Below are 24,960 nucleotides of genomic sequence, written 5' to 3'. Positions count from 1 at the left end.
ATGGGTAAACTAGCATTTCTTTTTCCGGGCCAAGGTTCACAGGCAGTTGGAATGGGTAGACAGTTAGCAGAGAATAATAAAGAGGTTGCGAAAGTATTTGAAAAAGCAGATGAGGTGCTGCAAGATTCACTTTCAGAAGTGATTTTTGAAGGGCCGCAGGAAAAACTAACATTAACAACAAACGCGCAGCCTGCATTATTAACAACGAGTTTTGCTATTTTGACAGCTTTGAAAGAGTATGATATTACACCAGACTTTGTCGCGGGACATAGTTTAGGTGAATATAGCGCTCTTGTAGCAGCTGGTGCATTAACTTTTGAAGAAGCTGTATACGCTGTAAGGAAACGTGGCGAATATATGGAAGCGGCCGTTCCTGGTGGGGAAGGGGCTATGGCAGCTATTTTAGGTGCTGATCCGGATATGCTGAAACGAGTTACAGAAGAAGTAACAAGTGAAGGGTATGCGGTACAAATTGCTAATATGAATAGTACGAAGCAAATTGTGATTTCGGGAACAAAACAAGGAGTAGAGATTGCTTCTCAAAGAGCAAAAGAAAATGGTGCAAAGAGAGCAATTCCGCTTAAGGTAAGTGGACCATTTCATTCCTCTCTTATGAAGCCAGCTGCTGAGAGATTCCAAAATGTTTTAAATGAAATTACAATTCAAGATACGAATATTCCTGTTATCGCAAATGTTACAGCGGACGTTATTACACGTGGTACAGATATTCAAGAAAAGCTAATTGAACAGCTCTATTCGCCTGTCTTATGGTATCCATCCATTGAATATATGGTGAATCAAGGGGTAGATACATTTATTGAAATTGGACCTGGGAAAGTGCTTGCTGGACTTATGAAGTCGATTGATTCATCAGTGAAAGCATATGCGATATACGATGAAGAGACACTACAAGATACCATTTCAAATTTGAGAGGAGAAAACTGATGTTAAAAGGGAAAGTTGCATTAGTAACGGGTGCTTCACGTGGGATTGGTCGTGCGATTGCGATTGATTTAGCGAAACAAGGGGCAAATGTAGTAGTAAATTATGCTGGTAATGAGCAAAAGGCGAATGAAGTAGTTGATGAAATAAAGAAATTAGGTTCAGATGCTATTGCAGTAAGAGCGGATGTTGCAAATACTGATGATGTTACTGCAATGGTGAAACAAACTGTAGATACGTTTGGACAAGTAGATATTCTTGTAAATAACGCTGGTGTAACAAAAGATAATTTATTAATGCGTATGAAAGAAGAAGAATGGGATACAGTTATTAATACAAACTTAAAAGGTGTTTTCTTATGTACGAAGGCAGTATCTCGTTATATGATGCGTCAACGTCATGGACGTATTATTAATATCGCTTCTGTTGTCGGAGTAACAGGAAACCCAGGGCAAGCAAACTATGTTGCTGCTAAAGCGGGTGTAATTGGATTAACAAAAACATCAGCAAAAGAATTAGCGAGCCGAAATATTACAGTGAATGCAATTGCTCCAGGGTTTATTGCGACTGATATGACGGATGTATTAGATGAAAATATAAAAGCAGAAATGTTAAAATTAATTCCTGCAGCTCAGTTTGGTGAAGCGCAAGATATCGCAAATACTGTAACATTTTTTGCTTCTGATCAAAGCAAATATATTACAGGACAAACGTTAAATGTTGATGGCGGAATGGTAATGTAATAAAAGAATCGATTTCAACTAGTTTTTTTGGCCAATATTTAATATAATATTTGAGGGGAGGTGAATGGAATGGCAGATGTTTTAGAGCGTGTAACAAAAATCATCGTTGATCGTTTAGGTGTAGAAGAAACTGAAGTAGTACCAGCTGCGAGCTTTAAAGAAGATTTAGGCGCAGACTCCCTAGATGTAGTAGAACTTGTAATGCAATTGGAAGATGAATTCGAAATGGAAATTTCTGATGAAGATGCTGAAAAGATTGCTACTGTTGGCGATGCTGTGACTTACATAGAGAGTCATCTATAATGCTTAAGTGAAGTCCCGTTTTTTAGCGGGGCTTCTCGGCTTATATCTGGAGGGACTTATGCCGTACCGAAAACATAGAGAAAAAAAATATGAAACAAAATATCGTGAAGCGTTTAAAGTATTTCAAGAAGAGATAGGTATTACGTTTTCAGATGAAAAATTATTGATTCAAGCATTTACGCATTCATCGTATGTGAATGAGCATCGAAAAAAACCGCATGAGGACAATGAGCGTCTTGAATTTCTTGGTGATGCTGTATTGGAACTCACTGTATCACAGTATCTGTTTCAAAAATATCCGACAATGAGCGAAGGAGAGTTAACAAAACTACGTGCAGCTATTGTATGTGAACCATCTCTTGTTCGTTTTGCAAACGAGTTGTCATTTGGTAGCCTTGTTTTATTAGGAAAAGGTGAGGAAATGACGGGTGGACGTGAACGACCAGCTTTATTAGCGGATGTCTTTGAAGCGTTTATTGGAGCCCTTTACCTTGATCAAGGGCTAGAAACAGTTTGGGGATTCTTAAAAGAAGTTGTATATCCGAAAATTAATGAAGGTGCTTTTTCTCATGTGATGGATTATAAGAGCCAATTACAAGAATTGATTCAGCGTGATGGTAGTGGCAATATTGAGTATCAAATTTTACAAGAAAAAGGACCGGCCCACAATCGGGAATTTGTGTCTCGTGTTACGTTAAATAACGTGGCATTAGGTCTTGGTAGTGGAAAGTCGAAAAAAGAAGCAGAGCAACAAGCTGCTGCAGAAGCATTGAAAAAATTAAAAGAACAACTATAAGGAATCCCCCTTTTAACGAGGGGGATTCCTTGTGCATAGAATAAAAATTTCCTTTTATTTGTAAATAAAAGGAGAGGGAATCCGTATAATAGCTTGTTTTTGTACAGACAACATTTGTAACAACGGAGAATAGGAGGAAGGCCTTTCGTGTTTTTAAAAAGATTAGAAATAGCAGGATTTAAATCTTTTGCTGAGCGTGTATCTGTTGATTTTGTTCCAGGTGTAACTTCTGTAGTAGGACCTAATGGTAGTGGGAAAAGTAATATTACGGATGCAATTCGCTGGGTACTTGGTGAACAATCTGCAAAATCATTACGTGGTGCAAAGATGGAGGATATTATTTTTGCGGGCAGTGATACGAGAAGAGCGGTTAATGTTGCTGAAGTAACAATAACTTTAAACAATGAAGATCAACGGTTACCGATTGAATATAATGAGGTGTGTGTAACGCGCCGTGTATCTCGTTCGGGTGACAGTGATTTTTATATAAATAAACAACCATGTAGATTGAAGGATATTATCGATTTATTTATGGACTCTGGTATGGGAAGAGAAGCTTTTTCGATTATTAGCCAGGGGAAAGTTGAAGAGATTTTAAGTAGTAAATCAGAAGAACGTCGTGGTGTATTTGAAGAAGCTGCGGGTGTGCTGAAATATAAACTTCGTAAAAAGAAAGCTGAAGGGAAATTAGCAGAAACACAAGAAAACTTAAATCGTGTGCAAGATATAATTCACGAATTAAGTAGTCAAGTAGAACCTTTAGAAAGACAAGCTTCTATTGCGAAAGATTATCTCGAGAATAAAGAAGAATTAGAGAAAGTAGAAGCGGCGCTTATTGTACATGAAATTGAAGAATTACATGAGAAATGGGAAGCGCTTCGAAATCAGTTTGGGCATAATAAAAATGAAGAAGCAAAAATGTCAACGGATTTACAAAAAGGTGAAGAAGAGCTTGAGGAATTACGAGGGCAATTACAAGCGGTAGATGAGTCTGTAGACTCTCTGCAAGAAGTACTTCTTCTTTCTAGTAAAGAACTAGAAAAATTAGAAGGACAACGTGAGTTGTTAAAAGAGAGGAAGCAAAATGCAACAACGCATTGTGCACAACTTGAACAGTTAATTGTTGAATTAACAGAGAAAGCTACAAGTTATGATGGTGAAATTGCATCAAGTACAGAAGTGTTGATGCAATTTGTAAATCAAGTAAAAGAGTTAGAGAAAAAACTACATGATAATGAGCTACTTCTTGCAACTTTCGCCGATAATTTAGAGGAACAAATTGAGAATTTAAAAGGTGATTATATTGAACTTTTAAATCAACAAGCTAGTCATCGTAATGAGTTATCTATGATTGAAGAACAATCTAAACAGCAAAGCTCTAAAAACGAACGTCTTGATGAAGAAAATGCGAAATATGTAGAAATGCGTATGGAAATTACAGCGAAAAAGACGAAACTTGTGGAAAGTTATGAACAAGTGAAAGAAAAAGTAGCTGGTATCCTTACAAATATACAGAAGACAGAAGCGGCACTTGGGAAATGTAAGGCGCAGTATAGTGAAAATGAAACAAAACTGTATCAAGCGTATCAATTTGTACAACAGGCACGTTCTCGAAAAGAAATGCTAGAAGAGATGCAAGAAGATTACTCTGGCTTCTATCAAGGAGTACGTGAAGTGTTGAAAGCTAGAGAAAATAGGTTGCAAGGTATCGAGGGTGCTGTTGCAGAACTGTTAACGGTACCGAAAGAATATGAAATTGCAATGGAAATTGCTCTAGGTGCAGCGATGCAGCATATCGTCGTACAAAAAGAGGAACATGCTCGTAATGCAATTACATTTTTAAAGCAAAATAAACATGGACGAGCAACGTTTTTACCGCAATCTGTTATTAAAAGTAGATCGTTATCATTTGAGCAATTGCGTATCGTAAATCAACACCCGTCGTTTGTAGGTGTGGCGGCAGAACTTGTGCAGTACAACAATAAATATGAAAATGTAGTTTCAAATTTATTAGGTACGGTTATAGTTGCGAAAGATTTACGCGGAGCAAATGAGTTAGCGAAACAACTGCAATACCGTTATCGCATTGTAACAATTGAAGGTGATGTAGTGAACCCTGGTGGTTCTATGACTGGTGGAGCGGTAAAACAAGCGAAATCGTCTTTATTAGGACGTCAACGCGAACTAGAAGAGTGGACGAGTAAGCTAACTGATATGGAAGAAAAAACAACAAAGCTAGAAAACTTTGTTAAAGCAGTAAAACAAGAAATTCAAGAAAAAGAAGTGAAAATACGCGAACTAAGGCAAAGTGTAGAAGCAGAGCGTGTAGATGAGCAAAAATTAAGAGAAGAGATTAATCGCTTAGAATTAGAAGAACATCGTATCAACGATCGCTTATCTATTTATGATTTAGAGATTGAAGGATTTTTACAAGATCGAGTAAAAATCCAAGGGCGTAAAGGGGAGTTAGAAGGTATTTTAACGAACCTTCAAGCTGATATTGCGGAGTTAGATAGTAAAATTGTCGCTTTAACAAAACAAAAAAGTGAGCAACACTCTTCGAAAGAAAACGTTCAAAAAGAAATGACTGAGTTAAAGGTGCTGGCAGCTGAAAAGCAACAACGCTTATCTAATCAAAAAGAAAAAGTTGAACGATTGACGAAGGAAAAAGAAGAAACTGATGCAACGCTTGTAAAAACAAAAGAGGATTTAGCGTTCTTAAAACAAGAAATGACGTCTAATTCAAGTGGTGAAGAACAAATTACGAATATGATTGAGAAGAAAGCGTATGATCGTAATCAAACTTCGGAGCTGATTCGTTCTCGCCGTGAACAACGCGTATCACTGCAAGAAAGAGTTGAGCGTTTAGAGCGCAATGTGAAAGACACATTAGGTAAACATAAATATATTCTTGAGATGTTGAAAGATCAAGAAGTGAAAATAAACCGACTTGATGTAGAGCTAGAAAATAGATTGCAACATTTACGTGAAACATATACGATCTCATTTGAAGCAGCGAAGCTAAAATATACAATGACGATGCCAGCAGAAGATGCACGTAAGAAAGTAAAATTAATCAAATTATCCATAGAAGAGTTAGGTACAGTGAACCTAGGGGCAATTGATGAATACGAACGTGTAGCGGAGCGTCATACATTTTTACTAGAGCAGAGAGATGATCTAGAAGAAGCGAAATCGACATTGCATCAACTTATTACGGAAATGGATGAAGAGATGAAAAAACGCTTTTCTACTACATTCGAAGGAATTCGAACGGAGTTTCAATTGGTATTCTCTGAATTATTCGGAGGCGGAAGAGCGGATTTAGTAATGACAAACCCAGAGGACTTATTAAATACGGGTATTGATATTGTGGCGCAACCGCCAGGGAAGAAACTACAAAACTTAGGTTTACTTTCAGGTGGAGAGCGTGCTTTAACGGCAATTGCGCTCTTATTTGGTATTTTAAAAGTACGCCCAGTTCCATTCTGTGTGCTAGATGAAGTAGAAGCGGCTCTTGATGAGGCGAATGTAGCTCGTTTTGCGCAGTATTTAAAGAAATTTAGTGATGAAACACAGTTTATTGTAATTACACACAGAAAAGGTACAATGGAAGAGTCTGATGTATTGTACGGTGTAACAATGCAAGAATCAGGGGTGTCTAAGCTTGTTTCTGTTCGTTTGGATGATGGCGAAGAACTTGTGGCAAGCAAATAGGAAGGATGGGAAGTATGAGCTTTTTTAAAAAATTAAAAGAAAAAATTTCAAAACAAACGGATACGGTAACAGAGAAGTTTAAACAAGGATTAGAAAAAACAAGAAATTCATTTGCTGATAAAGTAAATGATTTAGTGTATCGTTACCGCAAAATAGACGAAGATTTCTTTGAGGAATTAGAAGAAATCTTAATTAGTGCAGATGTCGGAGTTTCGACGGTAATGGAATTAATTGATCAGTTGAAAGAAGAAGTGCAACGTCGTAATATTCAAGATCCGAAAGAAGTACAGGCTGTTATTTCAGAAAAGTTAGTAGGAATTTACAAAGGTGATAGCGACTTTAGTAATGAAGTTAATATACAAGAGGATCAATTAACAGTAGTTTTATTTGTTGGTGTTAATGGTGTAGGGAAAACGACGACAATTGGTAAGTTGGCACATAAATTTAAATCAGAGGGCAAGTCTGTCTTATTAGCGGCAGGAGATACATTCCGTGCTGGGGCGATTGAACAATTAGAAGTATGGGGCGATCGTGTTGGTGTAGAAGTGATTAAACAAGGATCAGGGTCTGACCCAGCGGCGGTTATGTACGACGCTGTACAAGCTGCGAAAGCACGTAAAGTAGATGTATTGCTATGTGACACAGCAGGTCGCCTGCAAAATAAAGTGAACTTAATGAAAGAATTAGAGAAAGTGAAGCGTGTAATCGAACGTGAAGTACCAGGGGCTCCTCATGAAGTATTACTTGTTATTGATGCAACAACTGGACAAAACGGTTTAAGCCAAGCAAAAACATTCCGCGAGGCAACGAATGTTACTGGTATTGTTTTAACGAAGTTAGACGGAACTGCTAAAGGTGGTATCGTATTAGCGATTCGTAACGAAATGGATGTACCGGTGAAATTTGTTGGACTAGGAGAGCAAATGGATGATCTGCAGCAATTTGATCCAGAACAATATGTGTATGGCTTATTTGCGAACTTAGTAGAAACAGAAGAAGTATAAGTGAAAGAAGCGGTATTTCCGCTTCTTTTTCTATAAAAATATGTGATGTTAAGAAAAAAACTTGACACTCTTTTGTACTCCATGTAAACTAATTCATGTAAAGGGAAATCACTTAACAAAGGATGATCCAACATGCTCGAAAAAACAACGAGAATGAACTACTTATTTGATTTTTATCAATCGTTGTTAACGCAAAAACAAAGAAGTTATATGTCGCTTTATTATCTAGATGATTTATCTCTTGGTGAAATTGCGGAAGAATTTGATGTAAGCCGCCAAGCCGTGTATGATAACATTAAACGGACTGAAGCGATGCTTGAAGAATATGAAGATAAATTAGTATTACTTCAAAAGTTTCAAGAGCGACAGCGACTTGTTGCAAAGCTAAAACAGCTAATCAGCGAAGAAGAGCATGTGAATGAAGAAATGAAACAAGTTGTTGAAGCTATCGAAAAATTAGATTAGGAGGGCGGCAATATGGCATTTGAAGGATTAGCCGACCGACTTCAACAGACAATGCAAAAAATCCGCGGCAAAGGAAAAGTTTCTGAAGCCGATGTGAAAGAAATGATGAGAGAAGTTCGTCTAGCTCTTTTAGAAGCAGATGTTAACTTTAAAGTAGTAAAAGATTTTATAAAGCGTGTGTCTGAGCGTGCTGTCGGACAAGATGTAATGAAAAGTTTGACACCTGGACAACAAGTAATTAAAATCGTACAGGAAGAACTTACAGAACTTATGGGCGGAGAGCAAAGCAAAATTGCTGTTGCTAATAAGCCACCTACTGTTATAATGATGGTTGGTCTGCAAGGTGCGGGTAAAACGACGACAACAGGTAAACTTGCGAATTTGCTTCGTAAAAAGCATAATCGTAAACCGATGCTTGTTGCAGCGGATATTTACCGTCCAGCAGCGATTAAACAGCTTGAAACATTAGGGAAGCAATTGGACATGCCTGTTTTCTCCTTAGGAGATCAAGTAAGTCCTGTTGAAATTGCGAAACAAGCGATTGCAAAAGCGAAAGAAGATCATCACGATTATGTTTTAATCGATACAGCAGGTCGCCTGCATATTGATGAAGAACTAATGGATGAATTAGCGAAAGTGAAAGAAGTTGCGAAACCGGATGAAATTTTCCTTGTTGTCGATGCGATGACAGGACAAGACGCGGTAAATGTTGCACAAAGTTTCCATGAGCAGTTAGGTTTAACAGGTGTTGTATTAACGAAATTAGATGGTGACACGCGCGGTGGTGCGGCATTATCTATTAAGGCTGTAACAAACACACCAATTAAATTTGCTGGTATGGGTGAAAAACTAGATGCAATTGAAGCGTTCCATCCAGAACGTATGGCATCCCGTATTTTAGGGATGGGCGACGTCTTAACATTAATTGAAAAAGCGCAAGCTACAGTTGATGAAGAGAAAGCAAAAGAACTTGAGCAAAAAATGCGTACGCTTTCGTTTACGCTTGACGATTTCCTAGAACAACTTGGACAAGTGCGTCAACTTGGACCACTTGATGAATTGTTAGGAATGCTTCCTGGTGCAAATAAAATTAAAGGGCTGAAAAATGCGCAAGTTGATGAAAAACAAATTGGGCATATTGAGGCAATTATTCGTTCTATGACTAAATTAGAGCGAGAACAACCGGAAATAATCAATGCTAGTCGTAAAAAACGCATTGCCAAAGGTAGCGGTACAACGGTACAAGAAATCAATCGTCTAATCAAGCAATTTGATGATATGAAAAAAATGATGAAAACGATGACGGGAATGCAAAAAGGTAAGAAAAAAGGACTAGGTGGATTGAAATTTCCATTCATGTAAGGAAAAAAGATGGCTCTGTTAAGAAAAAATACTTTACAAAGCAATAGTCTTTTTGCTAATATAATTATCTGTGTGAAATAAATTCGGAGGTGCTTTATAAATGGCAGTTAAAATTCGTTTAAAACGTATGGGAGCTAAAAAAACTCCTTTCTATCGTGTAGTTGTTGCAGATTCTCGTTCTCCTCGTGACGGACGTTTCATTGAGGAAATCGGTACTTACAATCCGGTTGCTCAACCAGCTGAAGTTAAGATCAACGAAGAAGCAGCATTAAAATGGTTAGGAAACGGTGCTAAACCATCTGATACAGTTCGTAACCTATTCTCTAACCAAGGTATCATGGAGAAATTCCACTTATCTAAACAAGGTAAGTAATTGAGGCAATGACTATGAAGAAGTTAGTCGAGACGATTGTCAAGCCTCTTGTCGATCATCCTGAAGATGTAAAAGTTACACAGGAACTTTACAACGGAGAGATAAAGTATCGATTAACTGTACATCCTGAGGATGTTGGAAAAGTCATTGGAAAGCAAGGGAGAGTTGCGAAAGCGATTCGAATGCTCTTGTATTCAGTGGGACATCATAATGATGAAAAAGTAACACTGGAAATTCAATAAATGTAAAAAGGGCGAGGAGTTATTTCCTCTCCCTTTTTTAACATTTAAAGAGAGATTGCATGTTCCATACATGAAATGGAGATGCTTAATTTATATAGAAACCAGGGGTGACATACTATTTATGACAAAATGGTTTAACGTAGGGAAAATTGTAAATACTCATGGCGTAAGAGGAGAAATTCGTGTTATTTCTCGTACTGATTTTCCGGAAGAGCGATATAAAGTAGGAAACACGTTATACATATCGAATGAGAAAAGTACAGACTATCTTCCGGTAAAGGTAACTTCTCATCGTCAACATAAGACATTTGATTTATTAACATTTGAAGGATACAACAATGTAGATGAAGTAGAGAAGTTCAAAGGTTCTTTAATAAAAGTACCAGAAGAGCAGTTAGGCGAACTAGCTGAAGGTGAATACTACTATCATGAAATTATTGGTTGCAGCGTTGTAACGGAAGAAGGAGAAGCGTTAGGAACAATCAAAGAGATTCTATCTCCTGGTGCAAATGATGTTTGGGTGATTAAACGACCAAAAGGTCAAGATCTTTTAATTCCTTATATTGATGACGTTGTACTTCAAGTTAATATTGAAAATAAATTAGTAACCATTCATGTAATGGAAGGATTGCTATAATGAAAATTGACATTTTAACGTTGTTTCCAGATATGTTTACGGGTGTGTTTGGGTCTTCAATTTTAAAGAAAGCACAAGAAAAAGAAGCTGTAGAGCTTCGTGTTGTCAATTTCCGTGATTATACGACTAGTAAGCATAATAGTGTAGATGATTATCCGTATGGTGGTGGCGCTGGGATGGTATTAACCCCGCAGCCTATCTTTGATGCGGTGGAAGAGTTAACGAAGGAAACGGACCGTAAACCGAGGATCGTCTTAATGTGTCCACAAGGAGAGCGTTTTACGCAGAAGAAAGCAGAAGAGCTTGCTGAAGAAGAGCATGTTATTTTTGTATGTGGCCATTATGAAGGGTACGATGAACGAATTCGTGAACATCTTGTAACAGATGAGATATCTATTGGTGACTACGTATTAACAGGCGGGGAATTAGCCTCAATGGTGATTACTGATAGTGTCGTACGTCTTTTGCCAGGAGTGTTAGGGAATCATGCTTCACAAGTGGAAGATTCGTTTAGTACAGGTTTATTAGAGCATCCTCACTATACGCGTCCAGCTGATTTTCGGGGTATGAAGGTACCGGATGTACTAATGTCGGGAAATCATAAAAATATTGATGAATGGCGACATAAAGAGTCCTTGCGTCGCACGTATACACGTAGACCGGATTTACTGGAAGACCGAGAATTTTCTAAACAAGAAGAGAAATGGTTGAAACAGATTAAAGAAGACAAATAAGGGCTTGATATATTTTCTATTGCAACAGTCCTAGCAATATGCTATTATAACATTTGTGTTACTGAAATCAGTAGCCGTATTAACGATGTTCCGCTGTAATTTATTAAGACTTTATAAGAGCATCTGTTTAAAGGAGAGAATTTAATATGCAACAATTAATCGCAGAAATTACAAAAGGCCAATTAAAAACTGACCTTCCTTCATTCCGTCCTGGAGACACTTTACGTGTACACGTAAAAGTAGTTGAGGGAACTCGTGAAAGAATTCAGCTTTTCGAAGGTGTTGTAATTAAACGTCGTGGTGGCGGAATCAGTGAAACATTCACAGTTCGTAAGATTTCTTACGGTGTAGGTGTTGAGCGTACATTCCCAGTTCACACGCCAAGAATCGCGAACATCGAAGTACTTCGCCGTGGTAAAGTACGTCGTGCTAAGTTATACTACTTACGTAACCTTCGCGGTAAAAAAGCACGTATTAAAGAAATTCGATAAGACATGTATGGGAGCTTGTAAATACACAAGCTCCCTTTTTCCAATCTATATAAATTTTTGATATAATACGAGCAGCTTACATAACCGTGGAGGGGAAATACATGAAGAAAGAAAAGAGTTCACTTTGGGAATGGATCAAGGCAATTTTAATTGCTGTTGTATTAGCGGGCGTTATTAGACAGTTTTTCTTTGCGCCAATTCTCGTAGATGGAGTATCGATGGCGTCTACTTTACATGATCGTGATCGAATGATTGTCAATAAAATTGGTTATCACATAGGAGATCCAAAACGATTTGATATTATCGTATTCCGAGCGACGGAAGATAAAGATTATATTAAGCGTATTATTGGCCTGCCAGGTGATGAAATAGAATATCGCAATGATATACTATATGTTAACGGAAAGGCTTATGAGGAGCCGTATCTAGACAAGCAGAAAAAACAAATTGCTGATGGGCCACTTACATATGATTTTACTCTTGAAGAAATGACAGGGAAGAAAACTGTTCCAGAAGGTCAATTATTTGTTCTAGGCGATAATCGTCGTTTCAGTAAAGATAGCCGTTCGATTGGTACAATTTCAATGGACCGAGTGATTGGAAAAGCAAATATACTATATTGGCCGTTAAAAGATGCTCGTATTGTGAAATAAAAGAAAAGAAGGTGGCAACATGGTAATTCAATGGTTCCCAGGACATATGGCAAAGGCTAGACGCCAAGTAACAGAAAAATTAAAGTTAATTGATGTTGTAATTGAGCTTGTAGACGCTCGATTACCTTTATCTTCTCGAAATCCAATGATTGATGAGATTATTACACATAAACCGAGGCTTGTTGTTTTAAATAAAGCGGATATGGCCGATGACCGTTTAACAAAACAATGGATCGCATATTTTAAAGAAAAAGGTCATATGGCCATTTCAATTAACGCACAAGCTGGACAAGGTATGAAGGAAATTGCAGCAGCTTGTAAAGTGTTGGTTAAAGAAAAATTTGATAAAATGGTTGCTAAAGGTATTAGACCGAGAGCAATTCGTGCTTTAATTGTAGGTATTCCAAACGTTGGTAAATCTACTTTGATTAATAAGTTAGCGAAGAAGAATATAGCAAAAACAGGAGATCGTCCTGGCGTAACTACAGCTCAGCAGTGGATTAAAGTTGGAAAAGAAATGGAGTTACTTGATACACCAGGTATTCTATGGCCTAAATTTGAAGATGAATTAGTTGGTTTGCGTCTAGCTACGACTGGTGCAATTAAAGACTCTATTTTAAATCTACAAGATGTAGCTGTTTATGCATTGCGTTTTATGGAAAAACATTATCCAGAGCGATTAAAAGAGCGATATAATTTAAATGACATTCCAGAAGATATTGTGGAGTTATTTGATGCAATTGGAAAAAACAGAGGTTGCTTAATGGGCGGCGGAATGATTGATTATGATAAAACATCTGAACTTGTACTTCGTGAGCTTCGTGGTGGTAAACTTGGAAAAATGACGTTTGAAACACCAGAAGAGTTTGCAGAGCAGGTAGAAGATGGGAAAAAAGTAGAAGAAGTATAAGAAGTATAAGACGTGCGTTTGTACGTCTTTTCTTTTTGAATACGTTTAAAAAGGAGTGTATATATATGCAAAAAATGACTATACAAGAAGCAGAAAATGTACTGCAAGAAATTATGAATGAAGAAGACGACCGCTTTCAAATGTTAATGAATGATGAACGAAAAGGTATTCAAAAACTCATTTTGAAGTGGTACAAACAAAAAGAGTTAGCCCAAAAGGAAAAAGAGAAGTTTATTGAAATGTCAAAGTATGAAAATGCGTTACGTGAAAAAGGTCTTATATATATCGCGGGTATTGATGAAGTGGGACGTGGACCGCTAGCTGGTCCTGTTGTGACGGCGGCTGTTGTCCTTCCGGAAGATTTTTATATTCCAGGGTTAAATGACTCAAAGAAGCTGAGTGAAGCGAAACGTGAGCGTTTTTATGATGAAATTAAAGAAAATGCGATTGCAATTGGAGTTGGAATTGTATCACCACAAATTATTGATGAAATAAATATTTATCAAGCAACGAAACAAGCAATGTTAGATGCTGTTGCGAATTTATCTTGTACACCGCAATATTTATTAATTGATGCGATGAAGTTGCCGACACCAATTCCACAAACTTCAATTATTAAAGGTGATGCGAAAAGTGTCTCGATCTCAGCGGCCTCAATTATTGCGAAAGTAACGAGAGATCGAATGATGAAAGAGTTTGGAAAAAAGTATCCTGCATACGGATTTGAGCAACATATGGGATATGGAACAAAACAACATTTAGAAGCGATTGAAGCGCATGGTATTTTAGAGGAACATCGGAAATCGTTTGCGCCAATTAAAGATATGATCCAAAAATAAGCTGTGTTTTCGCAGCTTATTTTTTTATTTTGGTATATGAACATTATTATTTTCAAAAAAGAATAAAGCGATTTCAGTTTTCTGACACTTTATTGTAGACAGCGTGGCAATCATCTTATACAATGGCAATGTAATGTTTTTTAAACATTAAAAAACTTTTCGAGTAAAACAGGAAAACAGGGGAGGATGGGACCATGAATATCCATGAGTACCAAGGTAAGGCAGTCCTTAGAAGCTATGGGGTTAGCGTTCCGAACGGGAAGGTTGCATTTACAGTAGAAGAAGCTGTAGAAGCAGCGAAGGAATTAGGAACGGATGTATGTGTAGTTAAAGCGCAAATTCACGCTGGTGGACGCGGCAAAGCTGGCGGTGTAAAAGTTGCGAAAAATTTAGATGAAGTTCGTACATATGCAGAGAGCATTTTAGGAACTACACTTGTAACACATCAAACAGGTCCTGAAGGTAAGGAAGTAAAACGCTTACTTATCGAAGAAGGTTGCGATATTAAAAAAGAATATTACGTAGGTCTTGTGTTAGATCGTGCAACTTCTCAAGTTGTTTTAATGGCGTCTGAAGAAGGCGGAACAGAAATTGAAGAAGTAGCAGAAAAAACACCTGAAAAAATCTTTAAAGAATATATCGATCCAGCAGTAGGTTTACAAGGTTTCCAAGCACGTCGAATCGCATTTAACATCAATATTCCAAAAGAGCTTGTAGGACAAGCTGTGAAGTTTATGATGGGCTTATATAGTGCGTTTATCGAAAAAGATTGCTCTATCGCTGAGATTAATCCACTTGTTACAACAGGTGACGGTAAAGTTATGGCTTTAGATGCAAAATTAAACTTTGATTCTAATGCGTTATATCGTCATAAAGACATTTTAGAACTTCGTGATCTTGATGAAGAAGATTCAAAAGAAATTGAAGCTTCTAAATATGACTTAAACTACATTCCTTTAGATGGAAATATCGGTTGTATGGTTAATGGTGCAGGTTTAGCGATGGCTACAATGGATATCATTAAACATTACCATGGTGACCCAGCTAACTTCTTAGATGTTGGTGGCGGTGCAACAGCTGAAAAAGTTACAGAAGCATTTAAAATTATCCTTTCTGACAAAAATGTAAAAGGTATTTTCGTTAACATTTTTGGTGGCATTATGAAGTGTGATGTTATCGCAGAAGGTGTTATTGAAGCAACGAAGCAAGTAGGTCTTGAGTTACCTTTAGTTGTACGTCTTGAAGGTACAAACGTAGAGTTAGGTAAGAAGATTTTAAATGAGTCTGGTTTAAATATTGTTGCAGCAGAATCTATGGCAGACGGTGCACAAAAAATTGTTTCACTAGTGGGCTAATAGAAAGCGGGGGAGAAAAATGAGCGTATTAGTTAATAAAGATACAAAAGTTATTGTTCAAGGTATTACAGGTTCTCAAGGGTTATTCCATACAAAGCAAATGATTGAATACGGTACGAAAATTGTCGGTGGTGTAACACCAGGTAAAGGTGGCACTGATATTGAAGGTGTACCAGTATTTGATACTGTAGAAGATGCAGTGAAAGCAACAGGCGCAAACGCTTCAGTTGTATACGTTCCACCCGCTTTTGCGGCTGATGCAATTATGGAAGCAGTTGATGCAAAGATCGATTTAGTAGTATGTATTACTGAAGGAATCCCTGTATTAGATATGGTAAATGTAAAGAGATATATGGCGGGTAAACATACACGTTTACTTGGACCAAACTGTCCTGGTGTCATTACACCTGATGAATGTAAAATTGGTATTATGCCAGGATACATTCATAAAAAAGGTCATGTTGGTATCGTATCTCGCTCTGGTACATTAACGTATGAAGCTGTACATCAGTTAACACAAGAAGGTATTGGCCAATCTACTGCTGTAGGTATCGGCGGGGACCCTGTTAACGGTACAGACTTTATTGATGCGTTAAAAGCATTTAATGAAGATGAAGAAACACATGCTGTAATTATGATTGGTGAAATCGGCGGTACGGCAGAAGAAGAAGCAGCTGAATGGGTAAAAGCTAATATGACAAAACCAGTTGTAGGCTTCATTGGTGGTCAAACTGCGCCTGAAGGCAAACGTATGGGTCATGCTGGTGCAATCATTTCTGGTGGTAAAGGAACTGCTGCTGAAAAGATTAAAACAATGGAAGCTTGTGGTATTAAAGTAGCTGAAACACCAGCTGTTATGGGTGAAACATTAATCTCTGTTTTAAAAGAAAAGGGATTATTTGAAACTTGTAAAAACTATTAATCTTTTTGAAAGACACCTTCTTATTAGAGGTGTCTTTTTATACTTCTTCTGTTTACATAATAAAAATTATGGGTAAGGAGAAATGAGATGAAACGAGAACGATTATTACATCTTCATTATATGTTAGCAGATCATTGGAAGGCGATAGAGAGGCTACTATATGTCGATCCAGAATTGAAGAAAATATACACGTTTAATTCCAAACAAATTGAATACTACACTGGAATATCCTCAAAAAAATCTTCAGAATTAGTGAATTTTCTTCGAAGTTCAAATCTCCCGCAATATATCTCTGATTTAGAGAAAAATCGAATCTTTTATATAACTATATGGGATGAAGAATATCCAAAATTATTACGTGAAATACAAGACCCTCCATTTGTTTTATATGGAAAAGGAGAGAAGGATTTTCTCAATAAAGCAAATAAACTAGCAGTTGTTGGAACGAGAGAACCAACTTTATATGGGCATGAGAGTATAAAGTTTATTTTACACCCCTTATTACAAAGGGAATGGCTTATTGTCAGTGGTTTTGCAAGAGGGATAGATACAATTTCTCATGAAATTACAGTAAGACAGCAGTGCCCGACTATTGCGATATTGGGACACGGATTATCTTATATGTATCCAAAAGAGAATAGGTATTTATATGAAATGTGGAAGGAGTATATATTGTTATTAACAGAGTATCCCCCGCACTATGCACCGAAAAAATGGTATTTTCCAAAAAGGAATCGGATAATTAGTGGTATAAGTAAAGGGGTTTTAGTTGTAGAAGCAAAATCGAGAAGTGGAACACTTATTACTGCGGACCTTGCGTTAGAGCAAAATAGAGAGGTATTTGCCCTTCCTGGACCTATATTTACAGATAATGCATCGGGAACGAATCATCTTATTCAACAAGGGGCAAAACTAGTACGAAATGCAGATGATATCCTCGAAGAAATTTAAAATTAACCTTATATTTTTATGTTTTTATTAAACAATTATTGACAAATGGTAGATTGTCGCTGTATGGTATATTCATTCTTGATTGACAAAAACAAGAGAAGTCAATAAGATTAATGAAGACTTGAATCCACCTCTTAAGGAGGCACTAGCATGTCAGATTACCTCGTAATCGTGGAGTCGCCTTCTAAGGCGAAGACCATTGAGAAATATTTAGGGAAAAAATACAAAGTCGTCGCGTCCATGGGACATGTCCGCGATTTACCTAAAAGCCAAATGGGGATAGAAGTAAAGAATAACTTCACCCCGAAGTATATTACCATTCGTGGTAAAGGTCCCGTTTTAAAAGATTTAAAATCAGCGGCGAAAAAAGCAAAGAAAGTCTATCTCGCGGCCGATCCGGATCGTGAAGGGGAAGCAATTGCTTGGCATTTAGCGAATACGTTAAATGTGGACGTTGAATCAGATTGCCGAGTTGTATTTAATGAGATTACAAAAGATGCAATAAAAGAATCATTTAAATATCCTCGTGCAATTAATATGGATTTAGTTGATGCACAACAGGCAAGGCGTATACTCGATCGTCTTGTTGGCTATAATATTAGTCCTTTATTATGGAAGAAAGTAAAAAAAGGATTAAGTGCAGGACGCGTACAATCTGTAGCAGTTCGTTTAATTATCGAACGTGAAAGAGAAATTCAAAACTTTGAACCTGAAGAATTCTGGACAATTAAAACAGAATTTGTGAAAGGAAAAGACACATTTGAGGCAAGCTTTTACGGTGTAGATGGAGAAAAAGTTCAATTAACGAACGAAGAACAAGTAAATGAAATAATCGAAAAGATGAAAGATAATGCTTTTTCGGTTGAAAATGTAACACGAAAAGAGCGAAAGCGTAATCCTGCATTACCGTTTACAACATCTTCCTTGCAACAAGAGGCTGCGCGTAAATTAAATATGCGAGCAAAGAAAACAATGATGCTTGCACAGCAGCTGTATGAAGGGATCGATCTTGGGAAACAAGGGACTGTAGGTCTTATTACGTATATGAGAACCGATTCAACGCGTATCTCAGAAACAGCTCAAACAGAGGCTCGTGCTTATATTACTGAGGCGTTTGGTGAGGAATACATAGGAACAGAGAAGAAGAAAGAAACGAAAAAGTCGAAAGCACAAGATGCGCATGAGGCGATTCGTCCTACTTCGATAATGAGAAAGCCAGAGGAATTAAAAACTTTCTTGAGTCGTGATCAACTTCGTTTGTATAAACTGATTTGGGAGCGATTTGTTGCAAGTCAAATGGCATCTGCTATAATGGATACTGTTACAGCGAGACTCATTAATAACAATGTTCAGTTCCGTGCAAGTGGATCGGTTGTAAAGTTCCCAGGATTTATGAAAGTGTATGTAGAGTCGAAAGATGATGGTGCTGAAGAAAAGGATAAGATGTTGCCACCTTTAGAAGTAGGGGAAACCGTATTTTCAAAGGATTTAGAACCAAAGCAACATTTTACACAACCTCCTCCGCGCTATACAGAGGCTCGTTTAGTAAGAACACTTGAAGAGCTTGGGATTGGAAGACCATCTACTTATGTACCGACGCTTGAAACGATTCAAAAACGTGGATATGTAGGTTTGGATAATAAACGCTTCGTTCCAACTGAACTTGGTGAAATAGTAATTGAACTTATTTTAGAGTTTTTCCCGGAAATTATTAACATTGAATTTACTGCCAATATGGAGCAAAGCCTTGATGAAGTAGAAGAAGGAAACGCGAATTGGGTGAAAATTGTTGATGATTTCTACGTAGGCTTTGAACCGCGTTTAGAAAAAGCGGAAAAAGAAATGCGTGAAGTGGAAATTAAAGATGAACCAGCTGGGGAAGATTGTGAATTATGTAATCACCCAATGGTCTTTAAGATGGGTAAATACGGGAAGTTTATGGCATGTTCGAATTTCCCTGAGTGTCGTAATACAAAGCCGATTGTGAAAGAAATTGGTGTTACTTGTCCGAAGTGTGAAGAAGGACAAATTATTGAACGTCGTAGTAATAAAAAGAAACGTCTTTTCTATGGATGTGGTACGTATCCAGAATGTGATTTTGTATCTTGGGATAAGCCAATTGGCCGTAAATGTCCGAAGTGCGAAGGTATGCTCGTAGAGAAGAAGTTGAAAAAAGGCGTGCAAGTACAATGTATTTCGTGTGACTATGAAGAAGAACAACAAATGTGAGCGTAACTGCTCACATTTTTTTCGGGAAGAAAAGGAAAGGTGATATATATGACAACACAAGTAGTAAACGTCATTGGCGCAGGTCTTGCAGGAAGTGAAGCAGCTTACCAAATTGCAAAACGTGGTGTCCAAGTGAAATTATATGAAATGAGACCGGTACGACAAACGCCAGCTCACCACACAGATAAATTTGCGGAGCTAGTATGCAGTAACTCTCTTCGTGCGAATACATTAACGAATGCTGTTGGTGTTATTAAAGAAGAAATGCGCCTAATGGACTCTGTTATTATTCGTGCAGCTGATGAGTGTTCTGTACCAGCAGGAGGGGCTTTAGCTGTAGACCGTCATGAATTTGCGGCAAAAGTAACTGAGTATGTGAAAAATCATCCAAACGTAACTGTTATGAATGAAGAAATCACTGAAATTCCAGAAGGACCAACTGTTATTGCGACAGGTCCGCTTACGTCTCCTGATCTTTCGGCGCAATTAAAAGAACTAACGGGTGAAGATTATTTTTATTTCTATGATGCTGCGGCACCAATCGTTGAAAAAGACAGCATTGATATGAATAAAGTATATTTAAAATCACGTTATGATAAAGGTGAAGCGGCATATTTAAATTGTCCGATGACAGAAGAAGAATTTGACCGTTTTTATGAAGCTTTAATTGCTGCTGAGACAGTACCTTTAAAAGAATTTGAGAAAGAAATTTTCTTTGAAGGTTGTATGCCGGTAGAGGTTATGGCAAGTAGAGGAAGACAGACGTTAGTATTTGGACCAATGAAACCTGTTGGATTAGAAGATCCGAAAACAGGGAAAACGCCATATGCTGTTGTTCAGTTACGTCAAGATGATGCAGCGGGAACGTTATACAATATTGTAGGTTTCCAAACACATTTAAAATGGGGACCACAAAAAGAAGTGTTACAGTTAATTCCGGGACTGGAAAACGCAGAGATTGTACGTTACGGTGTAATGCATCGTAATACGTTTATTAATTCACCTAATTTGCTTCGTCCAACATATCAATATAAACAACGAGATGATTTATTCTTCGCTGGTCAAATGACTGGAGTAGAGGGATATGTTGAATCAGCAGCATCAGGATTATTGGCAGGTATTAACGCCGCTCGTCTTGTACGAGGCGAAGAGCCGGTTGTATTACCACCTGTAACTGCAATGGGAAGTATGGCGAATTATATTACAGCAACAAATGCGAAAAACTTCCAACCAATGAATGCGAACTTCGGTCTATTCGCACCGTTAGAGAAGAAGATTAAAAAGAAAGTAGAACGAAATGAAGCGTATGCTACACGTGCTTTAGAAACAATTCAAAATTTTGTAAATATTTAGTTAAATTTCTTGCAAAGGCTACTAAGTTGTGATACGATTTAGTAGCCTTTATTGAGGTGAGTTATGTGAATGTGAAGAAATTGTTACAATTATTCGTTGGATATTTACAAATTGAAAGAAATTATTCAAAATATACAATTGCAAGTTATCAAAATGATTTAGAACATTTTGTGCAATTTATGGAGCGAGAAGGCATATCCTCTTTTTTAGATGTTACATACGCGGATGTTCGTTTGTACTTAACGACGTTGCACGATGAAAAGTTAGCCCGTAAATCTGTCGCAAGAAAAGTATCAAGCTTACGAAGTCTATATCGTTTTTTGATGCGAGAAGGTTATCGGAAAGATAACCCATTTGCACTTGCGTCACTCCCCAAAAAAGAATTGTCAATCCCAAAGTTTTTATACGCTGAAGAATTAGAGGAATTATTTGAAGTTTCTGACATGGAAACACCGCTAGGTCAAAGGAATCAAGCATTATTAGAGTTGATGTATGCGACTGGGATCCGTGTGAGTGAATGTATCAATTTACAACTTACCGATATTGACTTCGCAGTGGGAACGATTTTAGTGATGGGAAAAGGAAAAAAACAAAGGTATATTCCGTTCGGAAGTTATGCGCAAGATGCTTTAATTACTTATATAGAGAACGGGAGAAAACAGTTAGCTAACAAGACTGAAGAACATTCTCATATGGTATTTTTAAATGCGAAAGGTACGCCGCTAACAAGTCGGGGTGTACGTTATGTATTAAACGAACTCATTAAGAAGGCTTCATTGACAATGCGGATAAGTCCCCATATGTTAAGGCATACATTTGCTACACACATGTTAGATGAGGGGGCGGATTTACGTACTGTACAAGAGCTGTTAGGTCATGAAAATTTGTCGACGACACAAATTTATACGCATGTCTCTAAAGAAAGATTGCGTTCTGTTTACATGAAGCATCACCCGCGGGCATAAATTGCTTTTAAAGCTATAAAAACATATAAAGGAGTTTTTTCTATGGGAAATTTCCACGCTACAACGATATTTGCAGTTCATCATAATGGAGAATGTGCAATGGCTGGAGATGGTCAGGTGACAATGGGAAATGCTGTTGTAATGAAACATACAGCTCGTAAAGTTCGCAGACTTTTCCAAGGTAAAGTTTTAGCTGGTTTTGCAGGTTCAGTTGCTGACGCATTTACTCTTTTTGAAATGTTTGAAGGGAAATTAGAAGAGTATAATGGCAACTTGCAGCGTGCTGCTGTTGAAATGGCAAAACAATGGCGTGGCGATAAAATGTTACGTCAGCTAGAAGCGATGCTCATTGTCATGGATAAAACAACTATGCTCCTTGTTTCAGGTACAGGAGAAGTGATTGAACCGGATGATGGTATTTTAGCAATTGGATCTGGTGGGAATTATGCACTTTCTGCAGGTCGTGCTTTAAAGCAATATGCAAGTGAACACTTAACAGCGAAACAAATTGCGAAAGCGAGTTTAGAGATTGCTGGCGATATTTGTGTTTATACGAACCACAACATAATTGTTGAAGAATTGTAGAATCGTAAGGGAGGCATTTTATATGCATTTACATTTTACTCCGCGCCAAATTGTGGAAAAATTAGATCAATACATCATCGGTCAAAAAGATGCAAAGAAAGCGGTTGCTGTAGCGTTGAGAAATCGATACCGTCGCAGTAAATTAGCTGAAAATTTACGTGATGAAATAGCACCTAAAAATATTTTGATGATTGGACCGACAGGTGTTGGGAAAACAGAGGTAGCACGACGAATGGCGAAACTCGTTGGAGCACCTTTTATTAAGGTTGAAGCTACGAAATTTACAGAAGTTGGATATGTAGGTAGAGATGTAGAGTCGATGGTGCGTGACCTTGTGGAAACGTCAGTTCGCATCGTGAAAGAAGAAATGGTAGTGAAAGTTCAAGATAAAGCAGAAGAGCAAGCGAATCAACGTCTTGTTGAAATTTTAGTGCCGAGTCCGGAGAAGCAATCTGGATTTAAAAACCCGTTAGAAATGCTTTTTGGCGGCGCTCAAAATTCGAATCAAACATCTGATGCACAGGAAGATGCTGAAATCGAAAAGAAACGTCTAGACGTAGAAAAAAAGCTTGCTGCAGGACTTCTTGAAGAAGAAATTGTATCGATTGAAGTGACAGAGCAGCAGTCTTCAATGTTTGATATGTTACAAGGAACTGGTATGGAACAAATGGGGATGAATTTCCAAGATGCATTAGGAAGTTTTATGCCGAAAAAAACGAAAAAACGTAAACTTTCTGTAAAAGAAGCGAGAAAACTCTTGACAAATGAAGAGGCACAGCGCTTAATTGATATGGATGAAGTTACACAAGAGGCTGTTTATCGTGCTGAACAGCTCGGGATTATTTTTATCGATGAAATTGACAAAATTGCTGGTAAGCAGTCGAATAGCGTAGATGTATCACGTGAAGGTGTGCAACGTGACATTTTGCCAATTGTAGAAGGGTCGAATGTTGCGACAAAATATGGATCAGTAAAAACGGATTATATTTTATTCGTTGCAGCTGGAGCGTTCCATATGTCTAAACCGTCGGATTTAATTCCGGAATTGCAAGGGAGATTTCCGATTCGAGTAGAATTAACAAAATTATCGACAGATGATTTTGTTAAAATATTAATCGAGCCTGACAATGCGCTAATTAAACAATATATGGCATTATTAGCGACTGAAGGTATAGAAATTGAATTTTCAGACGAAGCTATTCGTAAGATTGCTGAGATTGCTTATCAAGTTAATCAGGATACAGATAATATTGGAGCAAGAAGACTTCATACGATTATGGAGAAACTCCTTGAAGATTTATCGTTTGAAGCATCTGAAATTACGTTAGAGAAAATAACGATAACACCTCAATACGTTGAGGAGAAATTAGCAACAATTGCTAAGAATAAAGATGTGAGCCAGTTTATTTTGTAATAGTGTCATCAGGTGACTCGCCCTAGTTTCCAAGTGATGAAAAAATATGTAAGTAACATGTAGGAGGAACTTTTGAAATGGAATTATTAGCAAAAACAAGAAAATTAAATGCGTTATTACAGAGCGCAGCAGGGAAGCCTGTAAACTTTAGAGAAATGTCTGACACAATGTGTGAAGTAATTGAAGCAAACGTGTTCGTTGTAAGTCGCCGTGGTAAATTACTAGGATATGCTATTCACCAACAAATTGAGAACGAACGTATGAAGCAAATGCTAGCGGAGCGTCAATTCCCAGAGGAGTATACGCAAAGTTTATTCAATGTTACAGAAACATCTTCAAATTTAGGTGTGGATAGTGCTTACACAGCATTCCCGGTAGAAAACAGTGAATTATTCGGTCAAGGTTTAACTACAATCGTACCAATCGTTGGTGGCGGTGAGCGTCTAGGTACATTAGTATTAGCTCGTCTTGGTCAAGAGTTCTTAGATGATGATTTAATCCTTGCTGAGTACAGCTCAACTGTTGTAGGTATGGAAATCTTACGTGAAAAAGCAGAAGAAATCGAAGAGGAAGCACGTAGTAAAGCTGTTGTTCAAATGGCAATCAGCTCATTATCTTACAGTGAGTTAGAAGCGATTGAGCACATCTTCGAAGAATTAAATGGAACAGAAGGTTTACTTGTTGCAAGTAAAATTGCTGATCGCGTAGGGATTACTCGTTCTGTAATCGTAAATGCACTACGTAAATTAGAAAGTGCTGGTGTTATTGAGTCTCGTTCTTTAGGTATGAAAGGAACATACATTAAAGTGCTAAACGACAAGTTTTTACAAGAACTTGCTAAATTAAAAACAAACTAATTTATAAAAAACTCTCCTCGGTTGAGGAGAGTTTTTTGCTTTGTAAGAGGTTGATGTTGCTTATGTGAAGCATCATGGCAATGTTCTTTTAGAAACTATTAAATGAATGTCACCCCCT

25 protein-coding genes are annotated in these 24,960 nt (G+C 37.5%); all 25 read left to right on the top strand.

All coding sequences use genetic code 11. From position 1 onward, the window contains the following. Complete coding sequence (fabD, locus tag MR065_RS11545; protein ID WP_242213739.1) at positions 1 to 945, top strand: ACP S-malonyltransferase; 945 nt, start codon at positions 1 to 3, stop codon at positions 943 to 945. Beyond that, positions 945 to 1,685 (top strand): 3-oxoacyl-[acyl-carrier-protein] reductase, encoded by a 741-nt coding sequence (fabG, locus tag MR065_RS11540; RefSeq protein WP_242213735.1) that lies wholly within the window; start codon positions 945 to 947, stop codon positions 1,683 to 1,685. The genes fabD and fabG overlap by 1 nt, the downstream gene beginning before the upstream one ends. A 69-nt stretch (positions 1,686 to 1,754) precedes the next feature. Beyond that, positions 1,755 to 1,988, top strand: a complete 234-nt coding sequence (gene acpP, locus MR065_RS11535) for an acyl carrier protein (RefSeq protein WP_000786062.1) — start codon at positions 1,755 to 1,757, stop codon at positions 1,986 to 1,988. 58 nt (positions 1,989 to 2,046) lie between these two features. Then, a complete protein-coding gene (gene rncS, locus MR065_RS11530) occupies positions 2,047 to 2,784 on the top strand; it encodes a ribonuclease III (protein WP_001146868.1) in 738 nt (245 codons plus the stop codon). Between the two features lie 147 nt (positions 2,785 to 2,931). Beyond that, the gene (smc, locus tag MR065_RS11525; protein WP_098267856.1) at positions 2,932 to 6,501 is read left to right on the top strand and encodes a chromosome segregation protein SMC; all 3,570 of its coding nucleotides are present in this window, start codon (positions 2,932 to 2,934) and stop codon (positions 6,499 to 6,501) included. A 14-nt stretch (positions 6,502 to 6,515) separates the two neighbouring features. Further along, positions 6,516 to 7,505 (top strand): signal recognition particle-docking protein FtsY, encoded by a 990-nt coding sequence (ftsY, locus tag MR065_RS11520; protein WP_000007653.1) that lies wholly within the window; start codon positions 6,516 to 6,518, stop codon positions 7,503 to 7,505. 132 nt (positions 7,506 to 7,637) lie between these two features. Further along, positions 7,638 to 7,970 carry a putative DNA-binding protein gene (locus MR065_RS11515; RefSeq protein WP_000891061.1) on the top strand — a complete coding sequence of 111 codons (333 nt, stop codon included), beginning with the start codon at positions 7,638 to 7,640 and terminating at the stop codon, positions 7,968 to 7,970. Positions 7,971 to 7,982: 12 nt separating this feature from the next. After that, positions 7,983 to 9,332 carry a signal recognition particle protein gene (gene ffh / locus MR065_RS11510; protein ID WP_002173106.1) on the top strand — a complete coding sequence of 450 codons (1,350 nt, stop codon included), beginning with the start codon at positions 7,983 to 7,985 and terminating at the stop codon, positions 9,330 to 9,332. Between the two features lie 100 nt (positions 9,333 to 9,432). Then, complete coding sequence (gene rpsP, locus MR065_RS11505) at positions 9,433 to 9,705, top strand: 30S ribosomal protein S16 (protein ID WP_000268750.1); 273 nt, start codon at positions 9,433 to 9,435, stop codon at positions 9,703 to 9,705. Between the two features lie 14 nt (positions 9,706 to 9,719). Beyond that, the gene (locus MR065_RS11500) at positions 9,720 to 9,947 is read left to right on the top strand and encodes a KH domain-containing protein (protein ID WP_000737399.1); all 228 of its coding nucleotides are present in this window, start codon (positions 9,720 to 9,722) and stop codon (positions 9,945 to 9,947) included. Positions 9,948 to 10,068: 121 nt separating this feature from the next. Continuing rightward, positions 10,069 to 10,584, top strand: a complete 516-nt coding sequence (gene rimM, locus MR065_RS11495) for a ribosome maturation factor RimM (RefSeq protein ID WP_088230132.1) — start codon at positions 10,069 to 10,071, stop codon at positions 10,582 to 10,584. Further along, positions 10,584 to 11,318, top strand: a complete 735-nt coding sequence (trmD, locus tag MR065_RS11490; protein WP_097902947.1) for a tRNA (guanosine(37)-N1)-methyltransferase TrmD — start codon at positions 10,584 to 10,586, stop codon at positions 11,316 to 11,318. Before rimM ends, trmD begins: the two co-directional genes overlap by 1 nt. 146 nt (positions 11,319 to 11,464) lie before the next feature. Next, complete coding sequence (rplS, locus tag MR065_RS11485) at positions 11,465 to 11,809, top strand: 50S ribosomal protein L19 (protein ID WP_001186517.1); 345 nt, start codon at positions 11,465 to 11,467, stop codon at positions 11,807 to 11,809. Between the two features lie 101 nt (positions 11,810 to 11,910). After that, a complete protein-coding gene (gene lepB / locus MR065_RS11480) occupies positions 11,911 to 12,462 on the top strand; it encodes a signal peptidase I (RefSeq protein ID WP_097902946.1) in 552 nt (183 codons plus the stop codon). Positions 12,463 to 12,481: 19 nt separating this feature from the next. After that, a complete protein-coding gene (gene ylqF / locus MR065_RS11475) occupies positions 12,482 to 13,372 on the top strand; it encodes a ribosome biogenesis GTPase YlqF (protein ID WP_097902945.1) in 891 nt (296 codons plus the stop codon). Positions 13,373 to 13,437: 65 nt separating this feature from the next. Then, on the top strand, positions 13,438 to 14,211 hold the full coding sequence (locus MR065_RS11470; RefSeq protein WP_242213734.1) for a ribonuclease HII: 774 nt from the start codon (positions 13,438 to 13,440) through the stop codon (positions 14,209 to 14,211). Between the two features lie 194 nt (positions 14,212 to 14,405). Beyond that, positions 14,406 to 15,566 carry an ADP-forming succinate--CoA ligase subunit beta gene (gene sucC / locus MR065_RS11465; RefSeq protein WP_098990012.1) on the top strand — a complete coding sequence of 387 codons (1,161 nt, stop codon included), beginning with the start codon at positions 14,406 to 14,408 and terminating at the stop codon, positions 15,564 to 15,566. Between the two features lie 19 nt (positions 15,567 to 15,585). Next, positions 15,586 to 16,488, top strand: coding sequence for a succinate--CoA ligase subunit alpha (sucD, locus tag MR065_RS11460; protein WP_000115185.1), 903 nt, complete (start codon positions 15,586 to 15,588; stop codon positions 16,486 to 16,488). 87 nt (positions 16,489 to 16,575) lie between these two features. Continuing rightward, on the top strand, positions 16,576 to 17,439 hold the full coding sequence (gene dprA / locus MR065_RS11455; protein WP_242213733.1) for a DNA-processing protein DprA: 864 nt from the start codon (positions 16,576 to 16,578) through the stop codon (positions 17,437 to 17,439). A gap of 150 nt (positions 17,440 to 17,589) precedes the next feature. Further along, positions 17,590 to 19,668: a type I DNA topoisomerase gene (topA, locus tag MR065_RS11450; RefSeq protein ID WP_097902941.1), complete on the top strand. Its 2,079-nt coding sequence runs from the start codon at positions 17,590 to 17,592 to the stop codon at positions 19,666 to 19,668. A gap of 48 nt (positions 19,669 to 19,716) precedes the next feature. Further along, positions 19,717 to 21,021: an FADH(2)-oxidizing methylenetetrahydrofolate--tRNA-(uracil(54)-C(5))-methyltransferase TrmFO gene (trmFO, locus tag MR065_RS11445; RefSeq protein ID WP_242213732.1), complete on the top strand. Its 1,305-nt coding sequence runs from the start codon at positions 19,717 to 19,719 to the stop codon at positions 21,019 to 21,021. 65 nt (positions 21,022 to 21,086) lie between these two features. Continuing rightward, positions 21,087 to 21,986, top strand: a complete 900-nt coding sequence (gene xerC / locus MR065_RS11440) for a tyrosine recombinase XerC (RefSeq protein ID WP_242213731.1) — start codon at positions 21,087 to 21,089, stop codon at positions 21,984 to 21,986. Between the two features lie 42 nt (positions 21,987 to 22,028). Beyond that, positions 22,029 to 22,571, top strand: coding sequence for an ATP-dependent protease proteolytic subunit HslV (hslV, locus tag MR065_RS11435; protein WP_000526274.1), 543 nt, complete (start codon positions 22,029 to 22,031; stop codon positions 22,569 to 22,571). 22 nt (positions 22,572 to 22,593) lie between these two features. Continuing rightward, the gene (gene hslU / locus MR065_RS11430; RefSeq protein ID WP_097902938.1) at positions 22,594 to 23,985 is read left to right on the top strand and encodes an ATP-dependent protease ATPase subunit HslU; all 1,392 of its coding nucleotides are present in this window, start codon (positions 22,594 to 22,596) and stop codon (positions 23,983 to 23,985) included. 77 nt (positions 23,986 to 24,062) lie between these two features. Next, positions 24,063 to 24,842 (top strand): GTP-sensing pleiotropic transcriptional regulator CodY, encoded by a 780-nt coding sequence (gene codY, locus MR065_RS11425; protein ID WP_000421293.1) that lies wholly within the window; start codon positions 24,063 to 24,065, stop codon positions 24,840 to 24,842. Positions 24,843 to 24,960 lie beyond the last annotated feature (118 nt).

This window comes from Bacillus cereus group sp. BfR-BA-01383 (assembly GCF_022663495.1).
Classification (GTDB): Bacteria; Bacillota; Bacilli; order Bacillales; family Bacillaceae_G; genus Bacillus_A; species Bacillus_A cereus_AU.
The sequence above is the reverse complement of the archived record's forward strand: the minus strand, read 5'-3'. Positions and strand labels throughout refer to the sequence as shown.